Origin of the sequence: Oceanobacillus sp. FSL W7-1281 (genome assembly GCF_037969835.1) — a bacterium.
Classification (GTDB): Bacteria; Bacillota; Bacilli; order Bacillales; family Amphibacillaceae; genus Oceanobacillus; species Oceanobacillus oncorhynchi.
Map to the genome: position 1 here is coordinate 1,832,693 of NZ_CP150214.1, position 22,415 is coordinate 1,855,107.

The window sequence follows — 22,415 nt, forward strand, 5'->3', positions numbered from 1 at the left end:
CAGAGCAGCCTTAATTATGCTGCGCTTTTGTATCGAAAATAAGATAGGGGTATTTATATGGGAAATGTAATTGAAAGACCATTCAGGTTAAAGCTGGGTTTTCATCTGTTAATTGGGCTTACAGGTTTTATCAGTGTTATTTTACACGTTGCCTACTCTCCGGACCCTTTGGTATCAATAACGAAATTTACGTTTCAAGCGAATTTAATGGTCGCGATAACCTTTCTGTGCAGCAGCCTCGCCATTTTAAATCGTAAAAATCAGAGTCCATTCTTGGATTTTTTCAAAAATGCTTCCGTTATTTATATGTTTGTATGCATTTTTACATATCATTTTCTTCTTGCCAGCGGGGGTGAATATACTGGCATCCGCACCATTACGAATGTATGCTGCATTATTTTATTCCGATAGCCGTCTTTATCAATTGGCTTCTTTTGGAAACGAAGAAAAGATACAGCTATAAATATATTTTTTATTGGATGATTTATCCGGTTATTTATTGTGTTATTTCAAGCTTGAGAGGATTAATGGACGGGTTTTACCCCTATTTCTTTTTAAACCCCAATGGCGAGATTCCGGCAGGCGTGGGAAGTTATTCAAATGTTGCAGGCTTTATTGCCGCTTTTTTATTTGTTTATATTATTCTTGGGTTTCTGCTGATTGTATCTAATCGAATATTTTTGTATATCGGTCATAAGAATGGAGCTATTTCGTCGCGATAGATTTGCATGAAAGAGTTTGAGGAAATGGATATATAATAAAATGAAATAAAGGAGATTTTAATGGTGCTTCAAAATAGAAAAATTATCGTCACTGGTGCAGCTGCTGGGATAGGGAAGGAAGCGGTCCGGTGTATAGAGGAAGGCGCGGCTGTTATAGCGTGTGATAGGAATCAAAAAGGACTGGATGATTTAAAGCAGAGGATAGATCATCGCGACAAATTATTTACATATGCATTAGATGTCAGCAGCTATAAAGCAGTTTCTGCATTCTTTCATTATCTGGAAACAGAACATCCTGAGGTAGACGGGTTAGTGAATAATGCGGGTATCTACTTAGCAAAAAATATTTCAGATTATCAAGAGGATGAAATAAACAAGGTATTAGATGTGAATGTAAAGGGAGGCATTTATTTCTCGCAGCTGTTTGGTGAAAAACTGCTTCAAGCAAAGCAATCTGGCGTGATTGTTAATATGTCCTCCGTCGCAGGGATGGAAGGGAGCTCGGATGCAATCTATGGTGCTTCAAAAGCAGCAATTCTGGGGCTGACGAAGAGCTGTGCCATGAATTTTTCTCCATACATCCGGGTAAACGCTGTTGCGCCGACTATGGTGAACACCTCGATGATGGAAGTCATCCCTTCGTGGAGAAAAAAAGAATATTTACATAGCGAATTAGTTGATACACCAGTAACTGCTAAGGATGTTGTTGAAACAGTGGTGTTCTTGTTATCGGATAAGTCGAAACATTATACAGGAGCTACGTTTGATATCAATAACGGCGGTTATTTGAGATGAAGCTGCACGTCAGGGGGGAGCGAAAAAATGAACAGACAGAACAAAGAGACTCGTCCTTATTTGGATGAGAACATTTCAATAAAAGATTTTTTAGATTTCTATTGGTTGAAGGTGGAATTGCAGGATTTTTGCAGAAAGAAAGGAATGCGAACTTCAGGAGCTAAAACAGAAATTGCAGAACGTATCATCCATTATTTAAAAACAGGGGAGCGACCGCAAGCTGTCAAATCTAAAACAGTGCCTGTTCATGCAGCGCAACAGAAAAAAGAAGCTTCGATGAGCTTGGAAACGGTGATTGAGGCCAATTTTAAATGCACGTAGGAGCACAGAGAATTTTTTAAACGTGTTATTGGCCCGAAGTTTCATTTCTCTGTAGCCTTGCAGAATTATCTCAAAGCCAATGCTGGAAAAACATATCAAGACGTAGTAGATCATTATTATCAATTAGAAGAAGATAAAAAGAAAGGAAAGCGTACAACGATTTCCGGACAATTTGAATATAATACGTTTATTCGTGCTTATTTTGATGATTCGGCGAATAAGGGAAAATCACTGCAAGACGCAATCAGTGCTTGGAAGAAAGTTTGGAGCAGGCGCGGCGATAATGTATATCGGTCTGTATCTGAAGCGGAATGAAGTAAGTTAACACGAATCTGGATTGGGAGATTACATGCTATTTTTATGGTTGTTTAGATGGATAACTTAAAAGAGAATTTGAAAAATGGGGGAGATATGGAATGGAAATAGAAATATCTGGACTAGGTTTTGGTTTCGTGGCACTGGCGGTTGGATTGGCAGCGATGGGATATTTTGTTGGGAAAGGCCTGCAGAATTTTGGCCGTCCAGAAGCCAGTAATCAATATAATATGTTTATCAAAGAAAATGAGCTGGAATTTTATCTTAATTTGAGTAAAGATGAGATTGAAGAGTTATTACAAAAATATCCAAATGCGCCAAAGATAGAGCTGAATGGAAAAACCTATTATCCGTATACACAATTTATGGAATGGATTTCCTCCAGAGAAAAGTATAATTAATGCATGGATTTATAGATTAACTTGAAAAAGAAATGGCTAGGTGATACATATGATGAAAATTTGGTGGACAACAAGTATCGTTTGGATACTATTTTTTATAGCAGCATCTGTTGTTATCGGCGTTCGAGATGTTGACGGAGCAGGGGCGGTACAGACTCCTGAATTAAGATTTCTTGCATTTATGGTTTTAAGCGGATTTTTTGTACTTGTTTTGATAGGTCAACTGATATTTTTATATTTTGCCAGGAAAAGAAAGCATCCGTCTCTGGCAAAGAATTAAAAATAAAACAATTTACATCTTAGAAAGGATGGATGACATGCAGGGTTACGAGAGTAAACAAGCTCTAATTGATGAAATCACTAAGAGAGCCAATCTATAAAACTCCGGCTAAATAAAGTTTGGTTATCTACTTATTCTATAAATAATGCACCTCTAAAGTCAGATTATATTCTGTCTTTAGAGGTGTTTTGATATGAAAACGGTTATCACAATTAATTTCCCTCTTGACTTGAAATGGATTTCATAAACTACATTAAAAATAGCCACATATCAAACGAGGGGAAGGAGAAGAAAATGTCCAGAAAAATAAAGCTGGAATTCGACGAAAAAATAGTAGCTTGTTTGGAAGGATTATTCGAAACATTTGATGGAGTTCAAGATATCTATTTTGGGGATTTAATTTTAACGAATCAACGATTATATCTAATTAGTAATAAACGAATAAACATGGAGAAATCATTTTGGTTTTCAAAGGAAAGGGCCGGAATGACCTCTTCGTCTTCCGTTTTTATTGTGGGGACGTGTCGTATTAAGGTAAAGTGGGTATATAAAGGAGATTTCCTTCATTTTATCCAAGTTTTTGAAAAATTAAGTGCTTAATCGTTTTCGTTCAAAAATTTTGTTCATATGGGAGTTTGGTTATGGCAAATATTAATGATATTGCAAAGTTAGCAGGAGTTTCTGTCTCCACAGTTTCCAGAGTTCTTAACAATTATAAATATGTCTCCCCTGAAAAGAGAGAGACTGTCTTAAAAGTAATGGAGGAAATGAAATATACACCTAATAAAAATGCGATTGATTTAATTCGCGGGGAGACAAAAACAATTGGAGTTATTCTTCCATATAACAACAATCCGGCATTTGATCAATTAGTAAATGGTGTCCTTAACAAAGCGGTAAAAAATGATTTTTTAATAACCCTGCTTCCTTCCAAATATGATAAAGAAAAAGAATTGGAGTACCTGGAGAAATTAAAAAGCAAGCTATTTGACGGTATCATTATTGCTTCCAGAGCGAATGACTGGAAGAAAATTATTCCCTATACCGCGTATGGTTCCATCGTATCCTGTGAATATGTACGGCATCATGAAATTGGCTGTTCTTACACAGAACGGTATGCTTCTTATCAGGATGCTTTTCAATTGCTAAAAAAGAAAGGGCATCGTGCGGTTGCATTTACTACAGCCAGAATGGAAAGTAACAGTACAAAGAACATCATAAAAGCTTACCACAACGTTTTTGGTGATATTCCATCTGGCTATCATATTTCCAGCTGTCAATGCTTAGAGGATGGATATAAAGCAGCGAATCAGTTTTTGCAGTTATCGGAAAGACCGACTGCAATTTATGCGAATGGAGATGAAGTGGCCAGCGGAATATACCTGCATGCAAAGGCGGAGAAGTTGAATGTCCCGGATGACTTAGCAATTATTGGGCAAGAAAATCAGCCTGTCGGGATTGGGTTAGGATTAACTACAGTAGATCATCAACTGACAAAAATTGGGGAACAGGCTTGCCATTTAATGATAAATAAGCTGAAAGAAAAAATAGAAATCCCATATCGTATTATCGAAAGAGATTCAGTTTGAAATACGTTAATGCGGACAAAAGATTTTTAGGAGGAGATCGTGTATGTTTACGACTGCAATCTTTGATGTGGATGGAACAATACTGGATACAGAGAAAGCGATGTTAAAATCGTTGCGGAGTACCCTGAAAGCTGAGCTGAATCTTGAGTATGAGGAAAAGGAGTTAACATTTGCTTTAGGTATACCTGGCATAGAAGCTTTAAAAAGACTTCAAATATCAGATCCTGAACGAATTCAATCGGTATGAGCAAAGAATGTCCTTTCATTTTTTGATGAAGTCAAGGTATTTGAGGAGATCGAATCGGTTATAAAACAACTGGCGGCAAAACAAGTGAAGCTGGGAATCGTTACTTCGAAAACGAGAGAAGAAATGATAAATGAGTTTGAACAATATGGTTTAAATGATTATTTTAACGAGGTAATCACAGCATCTCATACAGAAAAACATAAGCCGCACCCTGAGCCGCTGTTAGCTTGTCTGAATCAGCTGGCTGTAGAAAAAGAAAAAGCTGTTTATATCGGGGATTCGATTTATGATTTGGAATGTGCCAAAACTGCAGGAGTTGCGTTTGCGCTTGCACTGTGGGGAAGTAAAACACAAAAAGGATTTGAAGAAGCGGATTATGTACTAGAGCAGCCTGGTGATTTTCTAAAGTTATTTTAACTGTTAAATAATTTGAAATGGGGAACGAGTCAGCTTACATAACCCGAAAGTCCAATAAGAAATCTATCTTAGAAAACCACTGAATCAGCTGCATTCAGTGGTTTTACTTTTGGCTTTTCGGGAAGCTGGTTGATTGAATCCTTCTATATAATAACGCATCAAATCAAATGAATACAATGTGCAGTTTTCCAATCCCCCTTGACATTCAAGTTACTTAAAGGGTTATGCTTATAGTTAAGAAAGGGAATTGGAGGAAAACATATTGATGACGATACAGGTCTTTTCAATACAGACTGGAATACCAAAAAGCACCCTTCGTTTTTATGAAGAAAAGCATCTTCTGAAATCAGTAAGGGAGGAGGGCAGTAACTACCGCATGTATGCCGAAGATCAAATTCCTCTCGCCAAGCTGATTGCAAGCTTGCGGACAGCCAAGGTTCCTATCCGTGATATTCAGCTTTATTTAGAAGCAAACGAATACAGCAGGAAGCAGATGAAGAAGAAATGGATTCAAACCATAAAAGAAAATCAGAGACAGCTGGAAGTCAGTCTTCGCTATTTAGAAAGTGATAATGAGAAAGAAGAGATTTATATGTTTGAAAAAGCGGGAGAGAAAGTCATTTGGTTTGAGGCAGAATCCGCTGCGGGACAGTTTAGCCGGGAGTTTATTTTCAGAAGAGAACAGATGAAACAGCGCCATATTCCAATTAACAACATGTATTTACGGTATATATCCGGAAACAGAAATCAAGTCAAAGCAGAGATTGGCTTCGGTGTATCCCGAGAAATAAATACAGCACTCTTTCCAGATGCTTTTTCAGAAAAAATGCGGGGCAGCTTCTGTGTCGGTCTTCCTTTTAATGAAGACTTTTCAAAAATTGAAAGAACTTATCGCAGCTTAATGGATTATTGCGTGACAAACAGCTGGACTCCTGCTGGTTCTATTCTGGAATGGTATCGCGGTGACCAGATGGAAACAGCCGACATCATTATGCCTGTCAGTTATATAGGGGCGAAGCAATGAAGCATAGAAAAAAACTGCAGGTGGAAGTCATGGAACTAAAAGGGAAGATGTATGAAATCGGAAGGAAACAGGGCATTACGCTGAAATCGAATGCAAAATGGAAACAGCAAACGGGATTACAGCCGATTGGAGATATGCGGGAAGCAAGAAAACAAATAGAGAAAGTTTCGCCAAGTCTTTTGAATGAGATAGAGGGGCTGGCTGCAGGAATGAACATTCATGTAGATACAGCAATGCAGCTGTTTGGAGGATACAATATACAAATGCCTTCCATGGGCTGTACCGCACTGGCTAATGACTCTTTGTATGTGAGAAATTATGATTTCAGTGAGGCATTATATGATGCTCGACTGGTGCTGCTCAATCCGGATAACGGCTATGCAAGCATCGGCTTCAGCCAGCAGATTATTGGCAGACTGGACGGTATGAATGAAAAAGGACTAGTGATTGGGCTGCATTTAGTAAATGAAAAAATCAGTCAAAAAGGATTTTTAGCAACGACGATATGCCGGCTGGTCTTGGAGCAATGTGCTGACATTAATGAAGCAATTTCACTTATTAAACAAGTTCCCCATCAATATTGCGTGAACTTTTCCATCATGGATAGAGAAGGAAATAATGCTGTTGTGGAAGTATCACCAGCACAACAGGTTGTTTGTAAAAGGACATCGCTGATATGTACGAATCATTTTGAATCCAAGCAGCTAAATGAAAAAAATAGAGCATACATTCAAGGGTCGCTGCATCGTAAAAATTATTTGGAAGCCTTGGAAAAGGAAAATGTTACTCCAATTTCTGCATATCATATATTTAACGATGAAGAATCGCCATTATTTTTCAAGGATTATAAAGAATACTTTGGAACACTTCATACGGTGGTCTATTGCCCGAAAGACCGGAGTGTAGTGGTGGGGATTGGCGGAAACGGTGATCCCTATTTCCTTTCGTTCAATGATTGGCTGAAAGGAAAAGAAAAACTGCCTTGTATACTTGCAGGGGAGATAGCAAGCGGGAGCTTCCTTTGTTAATATGGCGGGTTTAGATTGAAATCATGCCATCCTTTAAATATATCTTTTCTTAACCACAGTGCGCTAAATTTGTTGTTCTCTGTATCAAATCTTTACCCTTGGTATGACGGGAAAATGTAAAGCACAATCGTCGACAAAACGAAATCATTCCTGTAACATGGTCACTATTGTAATTTGTTATATGAAGGAGGGTGTCATAGGAAAGTGCAATCATTTAATAAAACACCCATCATTATTGTACTTCTTACAGGTGGGTTCATATCAATTTTAAACCAGACGACGATGATTACTGCTATTCCGCCAATCATGGACGAAATGGATGTAAGTGCCAATACCGGACAATGGCTGACGACGGTTTTCATGCTCGTCAATGGCGTTATGATACCAGTCACGGCATTTTTAATGGCACGTTTCACGGCTAGGCAGCTGTTTATTACTGCGATGACCGTGTTTGCTGTCGGAACCGCTTTTTCTGCCATGGCTCCGAACTTTGGTATGCTGCTTTTAGGAAGGATCATTCAATCCAGCGGTGCAGGCGTAATCATGCCGCTGATGCAGACTGTGTTTTTACTACTTTTTCCTGTCAGGAACCGCGGCGTAGCGATGGGATTGGTAGGGCTGGTAATCTCCTTTGCTCCAGCGATTGGTCCTGCATTGTCCGGATGGATTATCACGAATTACTCCTGGCGCGCCGTATTTCTTCTTATTCTGCCTATAGCAATTATCGTTATTGTATTTGCAGCTAAAGTGATGAAAAATGTTACGGAATTAACGTATCCGAAATTGGATATGTTATCGATTATCTTGTCATCTTTCGGTTTTGGCGGATTTTTATATGGATTTACAAGTGCAGGAAACAATGGCTGGGCAAGTCCCATTACGATTACTACCCTGATTGTCGGAACGGTAGCGCTAGTATGCTTCGTTATCAGGCAATTACGTATGGAGACACCTATGCTGGAGTTTAGGGTATTTAAAAATCCTATCTTTACTTTATCAACGATTATTCCCATGATTGTGTTTATGGGATTGATTGGTACGGAAACCTTAGTTCCGCTGTATATGCAGAATGCGCGCGGTTTTACAGCGACGGAAGCTGGAATGGCACTTCTTCCCGGCGCGCTTGTGAATGGGATAATGTCGCCGATTACGGGTAAAATATTTGATCGTTTCGGTGCAAGGTGGCTCGCGGTAACCGGGCTCATCATTATCACCATCTCTACTTTCGCCTTTACCAATCTGGGACCATCCACATCGATGCTTATGATTGCGATTCTGTATGCGATCCGGATGTTCGGTCTGTCTATGGTTATGATGCCTGTGACAACTGCCGGTTTAAATCAGCTTCCTAGAGATTTGATTCCACATGGAACGGCGATGACGAATACGATGCGTCAGGTGTCAGCCTCTGTTGGAACAGCGATTGTCATCACGATAATGACAACAACGGAAATGTCTGCAGAGCATAATCCGGATATAACTTATCCGATGATCCATGGTGTTAATGTAGCCTTTATGGTTATTACCATACTCTCTCTGATTGGGATTGTGATCAGCTTCTTTATGAAGAATGGCAATGCATCTGGCGAAGAGGGAAGTACTAAAGAGCGAGATGAGGAAGAACACCAGACTGCTCATCAATCCAGATAAACCTAGTAAACCGGTACTAAATAAGACTTCTAAAAAGCTATTTGGCTGCAGTTTCTACTGGTTTTATGAAGGGAACAGCTTATTTATACGAATCACAAATAGGTAGAGGAGCAGCGTCAAGGAAAGCCTTGGCGCTGTTTTTCGATTTACACGGCAGGAAAGAATAGGAAAAACGATGGAGGCAAAGGAGCTTCGACTAAGCTTATTGTATAGAGGGGAGCTGGATGGAACTAAACCTTGTGTTAGTAAAATACAATTGGCTCCAATATTTTTCTGATATCCTGAAAAAACATGAAAAATGCAATATGAACTTCCTATTGTCATTGAAAAATGCACAAACCTAAGTTAAAACGTCATTTATACGGCTGTTTTTCACGCAGGAAATCCTATTTTACTCTTTTGCATTCCCCACTCATAGCCGCTATGATTAAAAGCAAATTTAATATTACCTGGGGATGTGATAAACTAATGATAACCACCGTAAAAGAAAATACAAACAATTACGATGCAAAGGATACGGATTATGACGGGCTTTGGAAAAATTTGATTGAAGAACTGTTTCAAGAATTTATGGAATTTTTTGCACCCGATTTGTACCCGGAAATTGATTTTGAAAAAGGAGCAGATTTCCCGAATATAGAACTTTTTCAGTTTGTGATTAATTCAAGAAAAGGCAGGAAATATTCAGATAGGTTAGCCAAAGTGACGCTGAAGAACGGTGAAGAAAAATACGTCTTCGTCCATATTGAAGTGCAGGCTATTGGAGAGCAAGACTTTGCTGAACGCATGTTTAAGTACTTTTATCGAATCTATGACAAACATAAGCATCCGATTTATTCCATCGCCCTGCTGACAGATGCAAGTCACCAGCATTATGAAGATACGTTTCGTTATTCTTTCTACGGAACAGAATTAACTTACTTATACAATGTCTATCGATTTTACGGAAAGGATAAGGAGAAACTGAAAAAATCTAATAATCCATTCGCTTTAGCAGTGCTTGCAGGAATCTATGTTAGTGAAAACTCAGGCAGAACAGAGAAGGATGATGAAAAAAGGTTCCAATTTAAACAGCAGCTTATCAGCCTGGCATTCGAAAAATATTCGCACCGTGACACCTATCTTTCAGCCCTATTGTATTTTATCGATTACATCCTGCAGGTCCCAGCGGAATTACAGGAAAAACTGTATGAATCATTACCAATCGCAGAAAACGAAAAGGAGGAAGGAAAAATCATGGGAATGGAAAAATTGAGAGATACGCCGACATTTGGAAGACTGTTTAGAGAAATCGAGGAAGAGGCAACAAAAAAGGGCATGGAAAAAGGCATGAAACAAGGTATGGAACAAGGTATAGAAAAAGGTAGACAGGAAGGAGTAGAAGTAGGAAAAGAACAGGGAATAAAGCAAGGCAGGGTAGAAGCGGAACGGGATTTTGCCACCAAGCTGTTAGAGAGAAACTATTCGGATGAAGAAATCACTCAATTAACAAGCCTCAGCCTGAAGGAAGTAAAAATGCTTCGGGAGTCATATGAAAATTAAGATAGAAAAGAAATGAGTTGATTTTTGTCCGCACTCTTTGCGGATAAAAAAACGGATATTTTCTGAATGAACTCAAACTTGGTTGTCATCTAATGGCTTGATGGTAACCAAGTTTTTTATGGTCTTTGAAAACCCCTGACTATGTCGGGGGGCCCATAGAGCTTCTAGCGTGAGACAAAAAAAGCCTCTCTTTATGATAAGATAAGGTTGGTTTCCCGACCACTAAATTTCATCAAAGAAGGAGGCATGTCCAATGCAGGACAAGAATAGTTTAGTACATACACAATGGAGATGTAAGTTCCACATCGTTTTGCACCAAAATATAGAAGACAAATTATTTATGGAAAATATAAAAAAAGCATCGGAGAAATAGCAAGAGAGTTTTGTGAAAGGAAAGGGGATGAGATACACGAGGCAAATGCATGTAAAGATCACATTCATATGTTAGTAGGTATTCCACCAAAACTAAGAGTATCTCAGTTCATGGGCTACCTAAAGGGCAAAAGTAGTTTAATGATATTCGATCGCCACGCTAATTTAAAGTACAGATATGGTAATCGTAAACTTGGGTGTCGAGGCTACTTTGTAGATACAGTGGGCAGAAATAAAAATCAAATTCAAGAATATATTAAAAATCAGCTTAAATAGGACAACATGAGTGATTAATTAACATTATTTGAAGAATTTGATTCGTTCACTGGAGAGAAAAATAAGAAGAAATAAAAGATTCTTTTAGAATCAGTGAGTGTGGTGCAAAAGGGAAACCATTCAGTGGGCCTTTTAGGCCGAGGCCGGTAACATAGGCCTTCAGCCGCAGAGCAAACCACCAGTTCACACTGATGGTTTTGGTTATCGTAATGGTCAGAAAAATTTAACATAACTGGAATTTGCCAGGCCTCTGTATGTAAATTGTTCAAAATAACAAGAGCACGAATCATCGGAACTGATTTACCAATATTTGTAATAAATAATTTTGTTTTCCTTAACACGCTCAGCAATTATAAAAAAGCCGAATGATGGATTATTCTCATAAATAAAAACACCCAAGCCCTGCAAAATGATAGCGGGGAAGGAGTGTACTCCTTATATTAATATAAAATGCATGATATGCAACGTCAAGACAGATTAATTTAAGAGATGGGAAGGAATGGCACACTAAATTATTTCGATGAATCAAACAAACTGGATCAACCAAATGAGAATTATTTGTGTTATGGAGCTATTGTATCCGACCATAAAACGGTTATGGAAATGATTAAATATGTGGAGGAGATTTATAAAGCTTTACATACAGAACAAGAAATACATTTTGTTGATTATACGAGTAATGCACAATTTGCAAAGTATTTTAGAGTAATGAACTCTGTCATCAATCAAGATATAAATATTAACCTAATGATCGTAAATAAGAAGGAAGATGATTAATCAAAAGTTATCGATTAACAAGTTAAAGCTTTCGTTGAAGAAGTTGTAAGAGGGCGGATATTCTCCCTATTGCTGTATGTAAATAGAAAATCAAATCCTATGTGGAGTTATGTATCCTGTTTTTTCCTTATCTGGTGTGTCAGAGAACTGCGGCTTGTTTGTTATTTAGAAATACTGTTAAAACGAAAAATGAGATAACTGCAGTGCATGACACTTAACTATAATCCACTATGTAAATCAAACAAACGTAAGTTAATGTTCTGAACCGGTAAAAAATATTTCCCTTCATGACTTGGAATATTTCCCGGGAAAGCGCATATTCTGACATTCTTTTGTTGAAATTAGGGGAAGAATATCAAATATTGCTATAATGATTCAGCTGCTAAAATTTTATTTTCAAAGCTTCAATACAGAATGATAATTAGTAAGAAGTCTATTTTTTACGAGGACTGTCCAATTTTTTTATGCTATAATTAGTACCAGATAATAACACTAACTTCTAATTATGTTGGAGGGATACAAATGATAGGAACAAGAATGACTGCGATTGGAAGCTATGTACCTGAGAAGAAATTAACGAATTTCGATCTGGAAGAAATGGTGGAGACAACAAATGATTGGATTGTACAAAGAACTGGAATTCACGAACGCAGAATAGCGCGTTCCGATGAATTTACGAGTGATTTATGTGTAGCTGCTGTAGAAGATTTAATGCGAAGATATAATAAAACAGTGGAAGATGTCGATATGATTATTGTAGCAACCAGCACGCCGGATTTTCCATATCCGTCTGTTGCAAGCATTATACAGAACCGGCTGAAAATCAAGCAGGCAGGGGCAATTGACTTAGGTGCAGCATGTGCGGGGTTTGTCTATGGGCTGCATACGGCGAATAGTTTAATTCGTTCCGGCCTTCATAAGAAGGTGCTTGTGATTGGTGCAGAAACGCTTTCAAAAGTAACGGATTATACGGATAGAAGCACTTGTATTTTATTCGGTGATGCTGCCAGTGCAGTGTTAGTGGAAAAAGATGAGGGAGCAGAAGATTTTATCGGCTTCCATTTGGGCAGCGATGGAAGTGGCGCTCAGCATGTATATCAAACCAGCTTAGCTAACAAGGTGAATGATGTAGAGCTGATTGACACAAAATATCTTGTCCAAAACGGAAGAGAAGTTTTCAAATGGGTAGTAAGGAAGGTGCCGAAAAGCATTGAACAGCTTTTAGAGAAAGCGGAAGCCACCTTAGATGAGGTAGATTGGTTTATTCCGCATAGTGCCAACCTGAGATTGATTGAGCCGATTTGTGAAAAAATAGGACACCCGATCGAAAAAACACTTTATAGCCTTGATAAATTTGGGAACACTTCAGCAGCAACCATTCCACTGGCGCTGGACCTTGGTATTCGGAATGGGAAAGTGCAGAATGGAGATAAAGCGCTTCTGTACGGCTTCGGTTCAGGCTTGGTGCATGCAGGGCAGCTGTTAAAAATAAATTTTGATGAGGAAGTTAATACGCCGAGACCATTATAATTAAATATGTATAGGAGAGGATTTTCGTAATGCATTTATGTACGAAAGTCCTCTTATTATTTTTTATAAAATCGTGGCGATACAAACCGTTAAATTCTAAAAATAGTTAAAGTAGTATTTATTATATATAACTGGCTGTATGATACGCCATTATAAGAATAAAAAAAGATAGCTCTTTTGATTGTTTATTTTTTACAAAGAATTTTTAGTTGAAGAAAAATCCATACTGTTTATGATAAAATCAAAATGAAATATAAATTATAAAATACTTAAAAAGTGAGGATACACAATGATTGCAAAGACAGAAGAAGACTTTCAAGGTCTAAAAGAGATCGGTAAAATTTGTGGAGCCATTCGAAATGAATTAGTTCGATGTACAAAACCTGGAATCACAACGAAAGAGCTGGATGAAATAGCAGGCGAGATGTTTGAAAAAGAAGGAGCACAATCTGCACCAAAAGGAGAATATGATTTCCCTGGATATACATGCATCAGCGTAAATGAAGAAGTAGCCCACGGTATTCCGGGAAAACGGATTATTCAGGAAGGCGACCTTGTTAATATTGATGTGTCAGGTTCAAAAAACGGTTATTTTGCCGATACTGGAATTTCCTTTGTAGTCGGAAAGGGAGAGGAAATCCTGCAGAAAATATGTGACGTTGCTAAAGAAGCATTTGATGCTGGTCTGAAGAAGGCAAAGCCGGGTGCGAAAAAAAGTGGTCTTGGAAAAGCGGTGCACAATGCAGCCAAGCAAAATGATTTAACTGTTATAACAAACCTTACGGGGCATGGTGTTGGCCGATCTATTCATGAAGCGCCGGACCATATTTTCAATTACTACTCCCGCTGGGATGATGAAATTTTAAAAGACGGTATGGTTATTGCTTTTGAACCGTTTATCTCTACACTGGAAGAGGAAGTTTACCAATCGGATGACGGGTGGACTTTCCTGACGGATGAGAGCTTTGTAGCGCAATATGAGCATACGATTATTCTGACGAAGGAAGGCCCGATTATTACTACATTGTAAGTACGTTTTTAATGTTTTAAACCAGATTGTTTAAATAGCCATTTTGTTATTGAGGTTAGTTATCTCCATCGTTATTTAATAACAAGAGATTATCATTCCATTAAAGGGCGGTATGGCATATTACAGGCCATTACCGCCCTTTAATAAATTCGATCCAGAAACAGAAGTAAATTACTGCCCATCCATAGGAAAATCGCAATTTGAGTCAGGACATAAACGATTCGTTCCAAGGCTGTTAATTTTCTCTCCTTTTTGATTTTTTTAAAATGAAAATAATAATAAACAGCGCATATCAGGAGGATTGCTCCAGATAATTGGGATATGTTTTCTAATAAGCCTGCCAATAAAATCCCACTCTTTCCTTTGTAAGGTCATTCGATTGTTGAAATGTCGAACCCTGCTTCCTGGGGTCATTGTATCAAAATTTCCAATCTACAAAAAGCGTACGAAATACAGCGGCTGTTAGTTATGATTTTATAAATATTTTACAGCCAGTTACACTGCAATATTCAAACGGAATATTAAATAATTAAAGTAAAGGTCACTTGACGTCAAGCAAACTTTACTTTACCATTAATCATGAAGGGGCTGAAATCGATTGAAAAATAATATGGTGGAATTCAGACGAAAATTTGATTATTCTCAGGAAAAACTTGCTGAGCTACTTGGTGTTTCAAGACAAACCGTTATTTCAATTGAAAAAGGAAAATACAATCCATCACTTCCTTTAGCCATGATTATAGCCGAGCTTTTTCAAACCAATGTAGAGAATGTTTTTATTTTAGAGGAAGAAGATTATAAGAAATAAATGAGCAGGAGGGATACCGTGAATAAAGATGCAAGCCGAGGACTATTTTTAGTTTTAGGTTTTTTTCAGGCAGGTATGTTTGGTTTTATTGTATTTGCAGCGGTGATGGCAAATGCATTTCCGCCAACTTCCACCTATATCATGCCATCATTAGGTATTATGGCTTTTTGCATGAGTTATCTTTATCCGCAAATCAAACAAAAAGATGAACGAATGAAGTTAATTAGGCAAAAGGGGCTGGAGTACGCTTATTTCGCCTTATTAGCTTATTTTATGATCCTAATGATTATTCTGCAGTTTAATCTCTTAACACTATCTGTATTAGACGTGCTCTATATTCTGACAGCATTAACCATTTGTACGGTCTTTATTTGCATGGTCATCGCTGCGAAAAAGTATTAATATTTTCTAGTTTGATGAAATAAACGATAATACATATGGACAGAAAAATATCAGACAGAATGGAATCATATGAAATCATGTCAGTCTATTATTGTGATTTCTCTCATATACAAAGGAGTTTTTCATTATGAGTCAGGAAGAATTAATCCAACAATCCAATGCACCGCAAACGCGCAGCTCGCTTGCGAATGACTTCAGAAAGCTGGGCTTATATGAAGGGATGACGGTAATCGTCCATTCCTCCATGAGATCATTAGGATGGGTCTGTGGCGGCCCAGTAGCTATTATTCATGCTTTACAGGACGTGGTAACTTCAAAAGGGACGATTATCATGCCAGCTCATAGTGGTGACATATCGGATCCAAGAGAGTGGAGTAATCCGGCAATTCCAGAAGAATGGATTCCTGAAGTAATGAAGGAATTACCACCGTTTGATCCCGGTGTAACACCGACCTTTGGAATGGGGACTATACCAGAGGAATTCCGAACATATCCTGAAGTCAAACGCAGTTATCATCCTGTACACTCTTTTTCTGTATGGGGAAAGAACAGGGATGCAATCGCAAGTGATCACTCATTAGATAATGGACTGGGAGATAACTCTCCGCTTGCTGATATATATCGTAACAAAGGCTATGTGTTGATGCTTGGAACGGATTATGGAACCAACACCTCCATGCATTACGGAGAGCATAAAGCTGCAGGAATAAAAGAAGTTCATAAAATGAGTCCGGTTTTAGAGAACGATCAGAGGGTATGGAAAGAATATAAAGAGCTTGATTACGATGAGGAAAAGTTCCCCGCAATCGGAGAAAAGTTTGAAAAGGAATTTGCCATTTTGGAAGGCTATGTTGGAGAAGCGCGCTCAAAGCTGATTTATCAGCCTGATTTAGTTGATTTTACAGGAGAAAATATAAAATAAGGAAACAGGATAACATGAAAGAATGATAAAATGTTATCCTGTTTTTGTTTTTTGGAAAAGCTTTCACTTATTTTAAATGGATTACGAGTGACCCAATTCCACTTAATACCAAATACAACATAACTGCTGCCCACAGATAAGTGATTGAAATCACTTCCATTCCCATTATAGATAAAATAATAAGTCCTATAATGATGATTCCTAAATAAATATGCGGGGAAAACGCATAGAATTTTTTAATGTTATTCAGGGTTCTTTCATCTATCGAAGGCGTTTTATCTTTTTTCGTTTTAACAATGATTATATTGATGATTATAATAAATAATCCGGTAAGCAATCCGAGAAGCCCGGAGAAATCAAATTCACTAGTAAATAAATAGATAATGGTCTTCACGAGCAGCGAAGCAATAAAACCAATACTCCCAACGATCGTCCAAACCCAAGGTTGTAAATGCTTCTTCATGATTTGTCGTCCTCCTTTAAAATGAAAATTTCTTCAATCGGAAGTTCAAAGTACTTAACAATTTTTAGAGCGAGTTCTAAGCTTGGATTGTATTTATTTTTTTCAATTGCCGTCATCGTTTGCCGCGATACTTGTAAATCCTCAGCTAATTGCAATTGCTTAATGCCTCTTTGTTTTCTTATTTCTTTGATGTTGTTTTGTACAGGCATTCGCTCGCCATCTTTATAAAATGTAAATATACCTTTACATAAATAGAAGTATATTACGAAAGCCTCGTATTGAAGGCCAGAGATATAAAATGTAAATAATATAATTTTTTTAGTTGTTATGTTGGCTGTGTGAGGCTTTTGCATCTATGGTATCACCAATACCCTGCCTTTTTTTAATGAATAAAAAATCACAATATAATCTATCAATCCTTCCTATAAAAAGTATAAAAAATTCAATAAATGTTCAAACAATTTTGATTTATACAAACGATTATAAGTTATAATAAAGGTATAGAAAGAGAGGAGGGTATAAATTGAGACCAAAAACATTAAATTTTGAACAGCTTGTCGATTTAAACAGACAAGAATTATTAAACGATGAAAAAAGAATTTCCCAAATTGAAGAGAAGTTAGAGAAGAAACAAGAAGCTTTTTCAGGTTATAAAAAAAGCTGACCACTATAGTAAGAGCCCCTTACTATAGTGGTTTTTTAGTGCCTAAAAAAAGATTACATAGAAATATATTTGCAGTAACTAGGCAGCGATATCCGATAAGCCTCAAGGCCTATCCATAAATATTCCTCAGGTTCATTCTTAAACGTTCGTTGGCACGGTAAGATAGAATTAAAAAGAAAGAAGGCCAAAGGAAATAATGATGAAAACGAAAAGGAAAGTTAGACTTTGGAGGGTTTTAAGGAATATATTATTGATTAGTGTTGCTGCGTTTGTCATGTGGTTTCTTTTTAATAATATCATGACTGCATTTGAGCAAAAAACGTACCCGCCAATCGGAGAATTTGTTGAAGTGGATGGGAAGGATATGCATATTTATATAAAAGGGGAAGGCGATAATACGATTGTTTTAATGAGTGGACTAGGAACCGCCGCTCCAGCCCTAGATTTTGAACCGTTATTAAATGAACTAGCAAAGGAAAATAAAGTAGTTGTGGTCGAGGGATTTGGTTATGGCTGGAGTGAATTAACCGAAAAAGAACGAACAGTGGAAAATATTGTTGAAGAATTAAGAATCGCTCTAAAGCAATCGGATATCCATGGTCCATATATATTGATGCCCCATTCCGTTTCAGGAATATACGGCATGTATTTTGCTAATGTGTATCCAGAAGAGGTCAAAGCTGTCATAGGCATCGACCCGACTTTACCAGAGGCGTTAGCGTACTTTGATGAAGCTGCCCCAGCAATGCCTGGATATATGAGCTATTTAGCACCTTCCGGATTGGCAAGGTTAGCAACATATATTAGCTCTGAAGACTTCCTGCCGCTTGCTGCTGACGGTACATATTCTGAAGATAATTTAAAAATGACCAAAGCTATCTCCGCTTGGAAAATGAATAACAAAAATGTTGTTGCCGAAGCCAATAAAATAGCCAATAATATTGAGAAAACGGCAGAGATGACATTTCCGGCGGATATGCCTGTTTTACTCTTTACTCCAAAAGAAGATCAGGAAACCACGGATGGTAAAAATATGCTGACTTTTTTTGAAACACAGGTAACAGATTCCTCTGCCAGTAAAATTGTTACCTTGGAGGGGCATCATTATCTGCATTGGACGCGTTATAAGGAAATAAGCGAAGAAGTTCATGCATTTATTGGTTTAATTTCTGATGAAAAATAGAACATGGAGTTATAGCACCTATACACATAGACATTTTTATCAAAGTGAAACATATCCAGTTGTAATCAGATTAATAGACGGTACACAGCTTCCATAAATTAAATTAGTTATTTCATTCTATAATAAAAAATGATATATTTTTCTGGGAAGGAAGATTTGATGAAAAAAAGAAGTATTTTCATAATTTTAGGTCTTATCATTGCCTATTATGTTCTTACAAATTACATTTTATATACTACTTCTTCTTTTGGAAGCTTTGAAGTAGTTGATAAACAAAAATCAGATGATAAATTTGAGTTGAAAGTTGAATTAATAGATGAAGGAAAGGAACAACTAATTGAAATTAATGACAAAACACAACTTATTTATAATGAAGAGAATCATAATTTCACGGAAGATGTTTGGGAAAATATTAATACCAACACAAAATATCATATGGGTATAGAGAAATTTCGATTTCCTACATCCTTTTTTATTGGAGAATACCGTTTAAATTTAATGTACTTAGATTAGAGAAAAGGAGCTTCTTATAAACAAAAGTTTAAAGGAGCGGGAAATAAAACCGGATATTATACTACAATAAGTTGTTACAGATTAACAAAGAGTTAACTGCTAATTGGGAATGGAGGTTCTTGCTGTGTAAGCGGGGAGATCCTCTTTTTTTATGCAATAAATTAACCTGTTTTACTATGTAATAAGAACAATAAAAGCGGTGAAAAGACAGCTGCAAAAATCCTGCTCATTAAACTTATAATAATCCTCCTAAGCGCAGCAAGAATAACATATAAAGATGAGAAATGAAATAAACAAATAGTTTAAGTCATCTAAAAAAGAGGAATTATATGGTTAGAAATAAGGGAGGAAGATTCAGGTGATGAGAAATAAATATTTTTACAGTATGGTTTCTATGTTACTATTCCTTTTGTTACTTACAGCATGTACAAACGATTCAAATGATGAATCAGCAGAAGAAACGCCAGATAATGATGCTGCTTTAGAAAATGACGGGGAAGATAGGGAATCAGATGGGGCAGAGCAAAATGATAATCGTAACGAAGAAGAAAATGGGGATGGTAATAATTCTGCAAATACAGAAGAAGATGGATCAGAAAATGAGGATAGTGAACCTTCTGGAAATATGGAAGGAGAAGCATCTGATAATGAAACAGACAGCATATTGGATGGTTATTCCGCAGAAGAAATAGAATATGCCCGTATATGGCTGCAGCTGAGTGAATTGGAAGAACCTTCAAATGAAAATTTATATGTACGGCATATTTCTGCAGGTGAACCATTGAATGAAGTTGATGAGGAAAGTGCTGTATATCCTGAGGATGTTACTGTATTAGATGGTGGCAGACAGCCTGGTGTTATAACTTACAGCAGTAATGGGGATGGAACGATTAATGTATATAATATTCCTCCACGATGGGGAAATAATGCAGGCGAGGAAGCATTGCAGAACACATATCAAAAAATTTTGGAAGAAGTAGAACTAGTAGAGGTGGAAACAGGTAATCCGGAAGATGTCAAAAAAGTAATTGATGCGTATCTGATTATGGAATAGGCGATTGTAATTATTAGAAGTAATGGTATTATGGCGTTGCGTTAACATTCCAAATTTTTCATAGATATATGAGGTAAGGCGAAGGAGTAATTAGAGTACGCACATATATCCAATGGATGAGCAGCTATCCATTGGGTTGTTGCCATTATATTTAATGTAATTATTCGGATGAACTATCGTGATAGAGTAGTAGAGTTGCGTGTTAAAACACTAGTTTATAATAATGAAAACGTTCACATTTCGGACAACAAGAAAAAGATAAACTGTTACGGGAAATTGCCTATAACGATTTATCTTTTAATCACAAATTTAATATCACTTTTAAAAAGCTCACAGATTTTTTGATACTATTTTAATTGTTATATGAAAGGCCACAGATAATTGACGGAAACAAAAAATAAAGAGATTATTTCATTTCTCACTTTAGAAAATAAAATAGTCTATCCCTTTGCTGTTCCAAACACGCTTTCTTTTTCAGATCAGGAAGAACTATTAACAATTATAGCTAAAGCAGCAAATGATACAAATATTATTAGAGAAGCAGGGGACGAACAGAAACATAGAGATTGGGTAGGAATTATTCCCTTTTGGTAGTATAATGAACGTGATAGATTAGTATTTGTACAGGAAGTGTATATGATGAATAAAACAGGATTTAGAATTGAAAAAGACTCTTTAGGTCAAAAAACGATTTCTCAGGATGCTTATTATGGCGTTCAAACGGTACGTGCTCTTGAGAACTTTCCCATCACGGAAATCCCAGTTCATAAAGAGCTGATTCTCGCGCTTGCCGAGGTGAAAAAGGCAGCGGCACTGGCCAATATGCATACTGGAATGCTGCCAGAATCTATTGGGGGAGCAATTGTAAGCGCTGCCGAAGAAGTGATGGAAGGAAAACTATTGGATCAGTTCGTTGTGGATTCCATTCAGGGAGGAGCAGGTACCTCCATTAATATGAACATGAATGAGGTGTTGGCCAACCGTGCTTTGGAAATATTGGGGAAAGAAAAAGGCGATTATAATTTCTGTTCGCCTAATACCCATGTCAACATGTCCCAGTCCACGAATGATACGATACCAACGGCATTAAAAATAGCTTCCTATCGCATGGCTCAGGAATTGATCACGACCTTGAAGCGATTGGAAAAAGAACTGGTGAAGAAAGAAGCAGAATTTCAGAATGTGCTAAAAATGGGTCGAACCCACCTTCAGGATGCTGTACCGATCCTGTTAGGGCAGGAATTCAGCGCTTATTCGGAAGTAGTTGGCAGGGATATTAATAGAATTACGCAGGCAGCGGAGGCAATGCTGACGGTCAATATTGGGGCAACAGCTGTTGGGACAGGACTTAATGCCAAACCTGAGTACATGGAAAAGGCGGTAACACAACTATCTAAACAGCTTGGTGTAAAGCTCCATTCAGCGAAAAATTTAGTGGATGGCACACAAAATACAGATGCTTATACGGCACTTTCAGCGGCGTTAAAAGTGTTGGCAATGAATATGTCCAAAATTTGTAATGATTTGCGTTTGATGGTATCCGGACCAATGACAGGTTTTCAGGAAATCATTCTTCCTGCAAAGCAGCCGGGTTCTTCCATTATGCCTGGAAAAGTAAATCCGGTCATGATTGAAGTGGTCAACCAGGTTGCTTTTCAAGTTGCAGGAAATGACCAGTCGATTTGTATGGCATCTGAAGCCGGGCAATTTGAATTAAACGTGATGGGGCCTGTTATTATTTTTAATTTGCTGCAGTCTCTTAAAATAATGGATAATGGCTTAGATGTATTTACAAGCTATGCAGTAAGTGGTATAGAAGCAAATGTAGAGAGGTGCCGTGAGTATGTGGAAGAAAGTTATGGCATTATCACCGCATTGAATCCACATTTAGGATATGAAACAGCCGCCAAGGTAGTTAAGCAGGCAATTGAAACAGGGCTGACTATCAAAGAAATCTGCAAGGCGCACGACCTACTTTCAGAGGAGGAATTGGATACGATTCTGGATCCAAAAGAAATGACGACACCAGGCATTGCCGGGAATGAGTTTCTGATGAAAAAATGAATATCAAAAAGGTAACTGATTTCTTG

General features: G+C 37.4%; 26 protein-coding genes and 3 pseudogenes. 27 read left to right on the forward strand and 2 right to left on the reverse strand.

Going from position 1 to position 22,415, the window contains the following annotated elements; genetic code table 11:
* Nucleotides 1–57 precede the first annotated feature (57 nt).
* From MKX55_RS09145 to MKX55_RS09245, 21 genes and pseudogenes are all read left to right on the forward strand, one after another.
* On the forward strand, nucleotides 58–411 hold the full coding sequence (locus MKX55_RS09145) for a hypothetical protein (protein ID WP_339237720.1): 354 nt from the start codon (nucleotides 58–60) through the stop codon (nucleotides 409–411).
* Nucleotides 387–722 carry a Pr6Pr family membrane protein gene (locus MKX55_RS09150; RefSeq protein WP_339237722.1) on the forward strand — a complete coding sequence of 112 codons (336 nt, stop codon included), beginning with the start codon at nucleotides 387–389 and terminating at the stop codon, nucleotides 720–722. The genes MKX55_RS09145 and MKX55_RS09150 overlap by 25 nt, the downstream gene beginning before the upstream one ends.
* A gap of 63 nt (nucleotides 723–785) precedes the next feature.
* Nucleotides 786–1,517 (forward strand): SDR family oxidoreductase, encoded by a 732-nt coding sequence (locus tag MKX55_RS09155; protein WP_339238481.1) that lies wholly within the window; start codon nucleotides 786–788, stop codon nucleotides 1,515–1,517.
* A gap of 27 nt (nucleotides 1,518–1,544) precedes the next feature.
* Nucleotides 1,545–1,838, forward strand: coding sequence for an SAP domain-containing protein (locus MKX55_RS09160; protein WP_339237724.1), 294 nt, complete (start codon nucleotides 1,545–1,547; stop codon nucleotides 1,836–1,838).
* Nucleotides 1,839–1,853: 15 nt separating this feature from the next.
* Nucleotides 1,854–2,153: pseudogene (locus MKX55_RS09165) on the forward strand (DUF6434 domain-containing protein); the annotation flags it as partial.
* A 101-nt stretch (nucleotides 2,154–2,254) separates the two neighbouring features.
* The gene (locus MKX55_RS09170) at nucleotides 2,255–2,554 is read left to right on the forward strand and encodes a DNA-binding protein (RefSeq protein WP_339237727.1); all 300 of its coding nucleotides are present in this window, start codon (nucleotides 2,255–2,257) and stop codon (nucleotides 2,552–2,554) included.
* Between the two features lie 49 nt (nucleotides 2,555–2,603).
* Entirely contained in the window at nucleotides 2,604–2,834 is a 231-nt protein-coding gene (locus MKX55_RS09175) for a DUF3923 family protein (RefSeq protein ID WP_339237729.1), read from the forward strand.
* Nucleotides 2,835–3,128: 294 nt separating this feature from the next.
* On the forward strand, nucleotides 3,129–3,434 hold the full coding sequence (locus tag MKX55_RS09180) for a hypothetical protein (protein WP_339237731.1): 306 nt from the start codon (nucleotides 3,129–3,131) through the stop codon (nucleotides 3,432–3,434).
* Nucleotides 3,435–3,475: 41 nt separating this feature from the next.
* Nucleotides 3,476–4,423 (forward strand): LacI family DNA-binding transcriptional regulator, encoded by a 948-nt coding sequence (locus MKX55_RS09185; protein ID WP_339237733.1) that lies wholly within the window; start codon nucleotides 3,476–3,478, stop codon nucleotides 4,421–4,423.
* 43 nt (nucleotides 4,424–4,466) lie between these two features.
* A pseudogene (locus tag MKX55_RS09190) lies at nucleotides 4,467–5,087 on the forward strand (HAD family hydrolase).
* Between the two features lie 265 nt (nucleotides 5,088–5,352).
* Nucleotides 5,353–6,111 carry a MerR family transcriptional regulator gene (locus MKX55_RS09195; protein ID WP_339238483.1) on the forward strand — a complete coding sequence of 253 codons (759 nt, stop codon included), beginning with the start codon at nucleotides 5,353–5,355 and terminating at the stop codon, nucleotides 6,109–6,111.
* On the forward strand, nucleotides 6,108–7,139 hold the full coding sequence (locus MKX55_RS09200) for a C45 family peptidase (protein WP_339237735.1): 1,032 nt from the start codon (nucleotides 6,108–6,110) through the stop codon (nucleotides 7,137–7,139). Before MKX55_RS09195 ends, MKX55_RS09200 begins: the two co-directional genes overlap by 4 nt.
* A 204-nt stretch (nucleotides 7,140–7,343) precedes the next feature.
* Nucleotides 7,344–8,789, forward strand: a complete 1,446-nt coding sequence (locus MKX55_RS09205; RefSeq protein WP_339237737.1) for an MDR family MFS transporter — start codon at nucleotides 7,344–7,346, stop codon at nucleotides 8,787–8,789.
* Nucleotides 8,790–9,257: 468 nt separating this feature from the next.
* The gene (locus MKX55_RS09210; RefSeq protein WP_339237739.1) at nucleotides 9,258–10,331 is read left to right on the forward strand and encodes an Rpn family recombination-promoting nuclease/putative transposase; all 1,074 of its coding nucleotides are present in this window, start codon (nucleotides 9,258–9,260) and stop codon (nucleotides 10,329–10,331) included.
* A 253-nt stretch (nucleotides 10,332–10,584) separates the two neighbouring features.
* Nucleotides 10,585–11,054: pseudogene (tnpA, locus tag MKX55_RS09215) on the forward strand (IS200/IS605 family transposase).
* Between the two features lie 414 nt (nucleotides 11,055–11,468).
* On the forward strand, nucleotides 11,469–11,756 hold the full coding sequence (locus MKX55_RS09220) for a hypothetical protein (protein ID WP_339184226.1): 288 nt from the start codon (nucleotides 11,469–11,471) through the stop codon (nucleotides 11,754–11,756).
* A gap of 522 nt (nucleotides 11,757–12,278) precedes the next feature.
* The gene (locus tag MKX55_RS09225) at nucleotides 12,279–13,286 is read left to right on the forward strand and encodes a ketoacyl-ACP synthase III (protein ID WP_339237741.1); all 1,008 of its coding nucleotides are present in this window, start codon (nucleotides 12,279–12,281) and stop codon (nucleotides 13,284–13,286) included.
* A 289-nt stretch (nucleotides 13,287–13,575) separates the two neighbouring features.
* Nucleotides 13,576–14,316: a type I methionyl aminopeptidase gene (gene map / locus MKX55_RS09230; protein ID WP_339237743.1), complete on the forward strand. Its 741-nt coding sequence runs from the start codon at nucleotides 13,576–13,578 to the stop codon at nucleotides 14,314–14,316.
* A gap of 598 nt (nucleotides 14,317–14,914) precedes the next feature.
* Nucleotides 14,915–15,124 (forward strand): helix-turn-helix transcriptional regulator, encoded by a 210-nt coding sequence (locus MKX55_RS09235; protein ID WP_193064555.1) that lies wholly within the window; start codon nucleotides 14,915–14,917, stop codon nucleotides 15,122–15,124.
* Nucleotides 15,125–15,142: 18 nt separating this feature from the next.
* Entirely contained in the window at nucleotides 15,143–15,526 is a 384-nt protein-coding gene (locus MKX55_RS09240) for a permease (RefSeq protein WP_339237745.1), read from the forward strand.
* A gap of 127 nt (nucleotides 15,527–15,653) precedes the next feature.
* The gene (locus tag MKX55_RS09245) at nucleotides 15,654–16,448 is read left to right on the forward strand and encodes an AAC(3) family N-acetyltransferase (RefSeq protein WP_339237747.1); all 795 of its coding nucleotides are present in this window, start codon (nucleotides 15,654–15,656) and stop codon (nucleotides 16,446–16,448) included.
* A 67-nt stretch (nucleotides 16,449–16,515) separates the two neighbouring features.
* Here MKX55_RS09245 and MKX55_RS09250 read toward each other — a convergent pair whose 3' ends face one another.
* Both MKX55_RS09250 and MKX55_RS09255 read right to left on the reverse strand, forming a co-directional pair.
* Complete coding sequence (locus tag MKX55_RS09250; RefSeq protein ID WP_339237749.1) at nucleotides 16,516–16,911, reverse strand: hypothetical protein; 396 nt, start codon at nucleotides 16,909–16,911, stop codon at nucleotides 16,516–16,518.
* On the reverse strand, nucleotides 16,908–17,120 hold the full coding sequence (locus MKX55_RS09255; RefSeq protein WP_339185190.1) for a helix-turn-helix transcriptional regulator: 213 nt from the start codon (nucleotides 17,118–17,120) through the stop codon (nucleotides 16,908–16,910). Before MKX55_RS09255 ends, MKX55_RS09250 begins: the two co-directional genes overlap by 4 nt.
* Nucleotides 17,121–17,434: 314 nt before the next feature.
* On the opposite strand from MKX55_RS09255, the gene MKX55_RS09260 reads away from it, so the two are divergent.
* From MKX55_RS09260 to MKX55_RS09285, 6 genes are all read left to right on the forward strand, one after another.
* Nucleotides 17,435–17,575 (forward strand): FbpB family small basic protein, encoded by a 141-nt coding sequence (locus tag MKX55_RS09260; protein WP_289585226.1) that lies wholly within the window; start codon nucleotides 17,435–17,437, stop codon nucleotides 17,573–17,575.
* A gap of 250 nt (nucleotides 17,576–17,825) precedes the next feature.
* On the forward strand, nucleotides 17,826–18,758 hold the full coding sequence (locus MKX55_RS09265) for an alpha/beta hydrolase (RefSeq protein WP_339237751.1): 933 nt from the start codon (nucleotides 17,826–17,828) through the stop codon (nucleotides 18,756–18,758).
* A gap of 159 nt (nucleotides 18,759–18,917) precedes the next feature.
* The gene (locus tag MKX55_RS09270; protein WP_339184247.1) at nucleotides 18,918–19,271 is read left to right on the forward strand and encodes a hypothetical protein; all 354 of its coding nucleotides are present in this window, start codon (nucleotides 18,918–18,920) and stop codon (nucleotides 19,269–19,271) included.
* 358 nt (nucleotides 19,272–19,629) lie between these two features.
* Nucleotides 19,630–20,325, forward strand: coding sequence for a hypothetical protein (locus MKX55_RS09275; protein ID WP_339184249.1), 696 nt, complete (start codon nucleotides 19,630–19,632; stop codon nucleotides 20,323–20,325).
* A gap of 381 nt (nucleotides 20,326–20,706) precedes the next feature.
* Nucleotides 20,707–20,919: a hypothetical protein gene (locus tag MKX55_RS09280; protein WP_339184251.1), complete on the forward strand. Its 213-nt coding sequence runs from the start codon at nucleotides 20,707–20,709 to the stop codon at nucleotides 20,917–20,919.
* Nucleotides 20,920–20,961: 42 nt separating this feature from the next.
* Nucleotides 20,962–22,389: an aspartate ammonia-lyase gene (locus MKX55_RS09285; protein ID WP_339184253.1), complete on the forward strand. Its 1,428-nt coding sequence runs from the start codon at nucleotides 20,962–20,964 to the stop codon at nucleotides 22,387–22,389.
* The last annotated feature ends 26 nt before the right edge of the window (nucleotides 22,390–22,415 follow it).

Coding starts and splice junctions, on each gene's coding strand:
- MKX55_RS09255 (WP_339185190.1), bottom strand. CDS start 17,120: ATGCCTGTACAAAACAACATCAAAGAAATAAGAAAACAAAGAGGCATT.
- MKX55_RS09200 (WP_339237735.1), top strand. CDS start 6,108: ATGAAGCATAGAAAAAAACTGCAGGTGGAAGTCATGGAACTAAAAGGG.
- MKX55_RS09170 (WP_339237727.1), top strand. CDS start 2,255: ATGGAAATAGAAATATCTGGACTAGGTTTTGGTTTCGTGGCACTGGCG.
- MKX55_RS09210 (WP_339237739.1), top strand. CDS start 9,258: ATGATAACCACCGTAAAAGAAAATACAAACAATTACGATGCAAAGGAT.
- MKX55_RS09175 (WP_339237729.1), top strand. CDS start 2,604: ATGATGAAAATTTGGTGGACAACAAGTATCGTTTGGATACTATTTTTT.
- MKX55_RS09150 (WP_339237722.1), top strand. CDS start 387: ATGCTGCATTATTTTATTCCGATAGCCGTCTTTATCAATTGGCTTCTT.
- MKX55_RS09160 (WP_339237724.1), top strand. CDS start 1,545: ATGAACAGACAGAACAAAGAGACTCGTCCTTATTTGGATGAGAACATT.
- MKX55_RS09145 (WP_339237720.1), top strand. CDS start 58: ATGGGAAATGTAATTGAAAGACCATTCAGGTTAAAGCTGGGTTTTCAT.
- MKX55_RS09250 (WP_339237749.1), bottom strand. CDS start 16,911: ATGAAGAAGCATTTACAACCTTGGGTTTGGACGATCGTTGGGAGTATT.
- MKX55_RS09270 (WP_339184247.1), top strand. CDS start 18,918: ATGAAAAAAAGAAGTATTTTCATAATTTTAGGTCTTATCATTGCCTAT.
- MKX55_RS09225 (WP_339237741.1), top strand. CDS start 12,279: ATGATAGGAACAAGAATGACTGCGATTGGAAGCTATGTACCTGAGAAG.
- MKX55_RS09285 (WP_339184253.1), top strand. CDS start 20,962: ATGATGAATAAAACAGGATTTAGAATTGAAAAAGACTCTTTAGGTCAA.
- MKX55_RS09195 (WP_339238483.1), top strand. CDS start 5,353: ATGACGATACAGGTCTTTTCAATACAGACTGGAATACCAAAAAGCACC.
- MKX55_RS09185 (WP_339237733.1), top strand. CDS start 3,476: ATGGCAAATATTAATGATATTGCAAAGTTAGCAGGAGTTTCTGTCTCC.
- map (WP_339237743.1), top strand. CDS start 13,576: ATGATTGCAAAGACAGAAGAAGACTTTCAAGGTCTAAAAGAGATCGGT.
- MKX55_RS09245 (WP_339237747.1), top strand. CDS start 15,654: ATGAGTCAGGAAGAATTAATCCAACAATCCAATGCACCGCAAACGCGC.
- MKX55_RS09180 (WP_339237731.1), top strand. CDS start 3,129: ATGTCCAGAAAAATAAAGCTGGAATTCGACGAAAAAATAGTAGCTTGT.
- MKX55_RS09220 (WP_339184226.1), top strand. CDS start 11,469: ATGGGAAGGAATGGCACACTAAATTATTTCGATGAATCAAACAAACTG.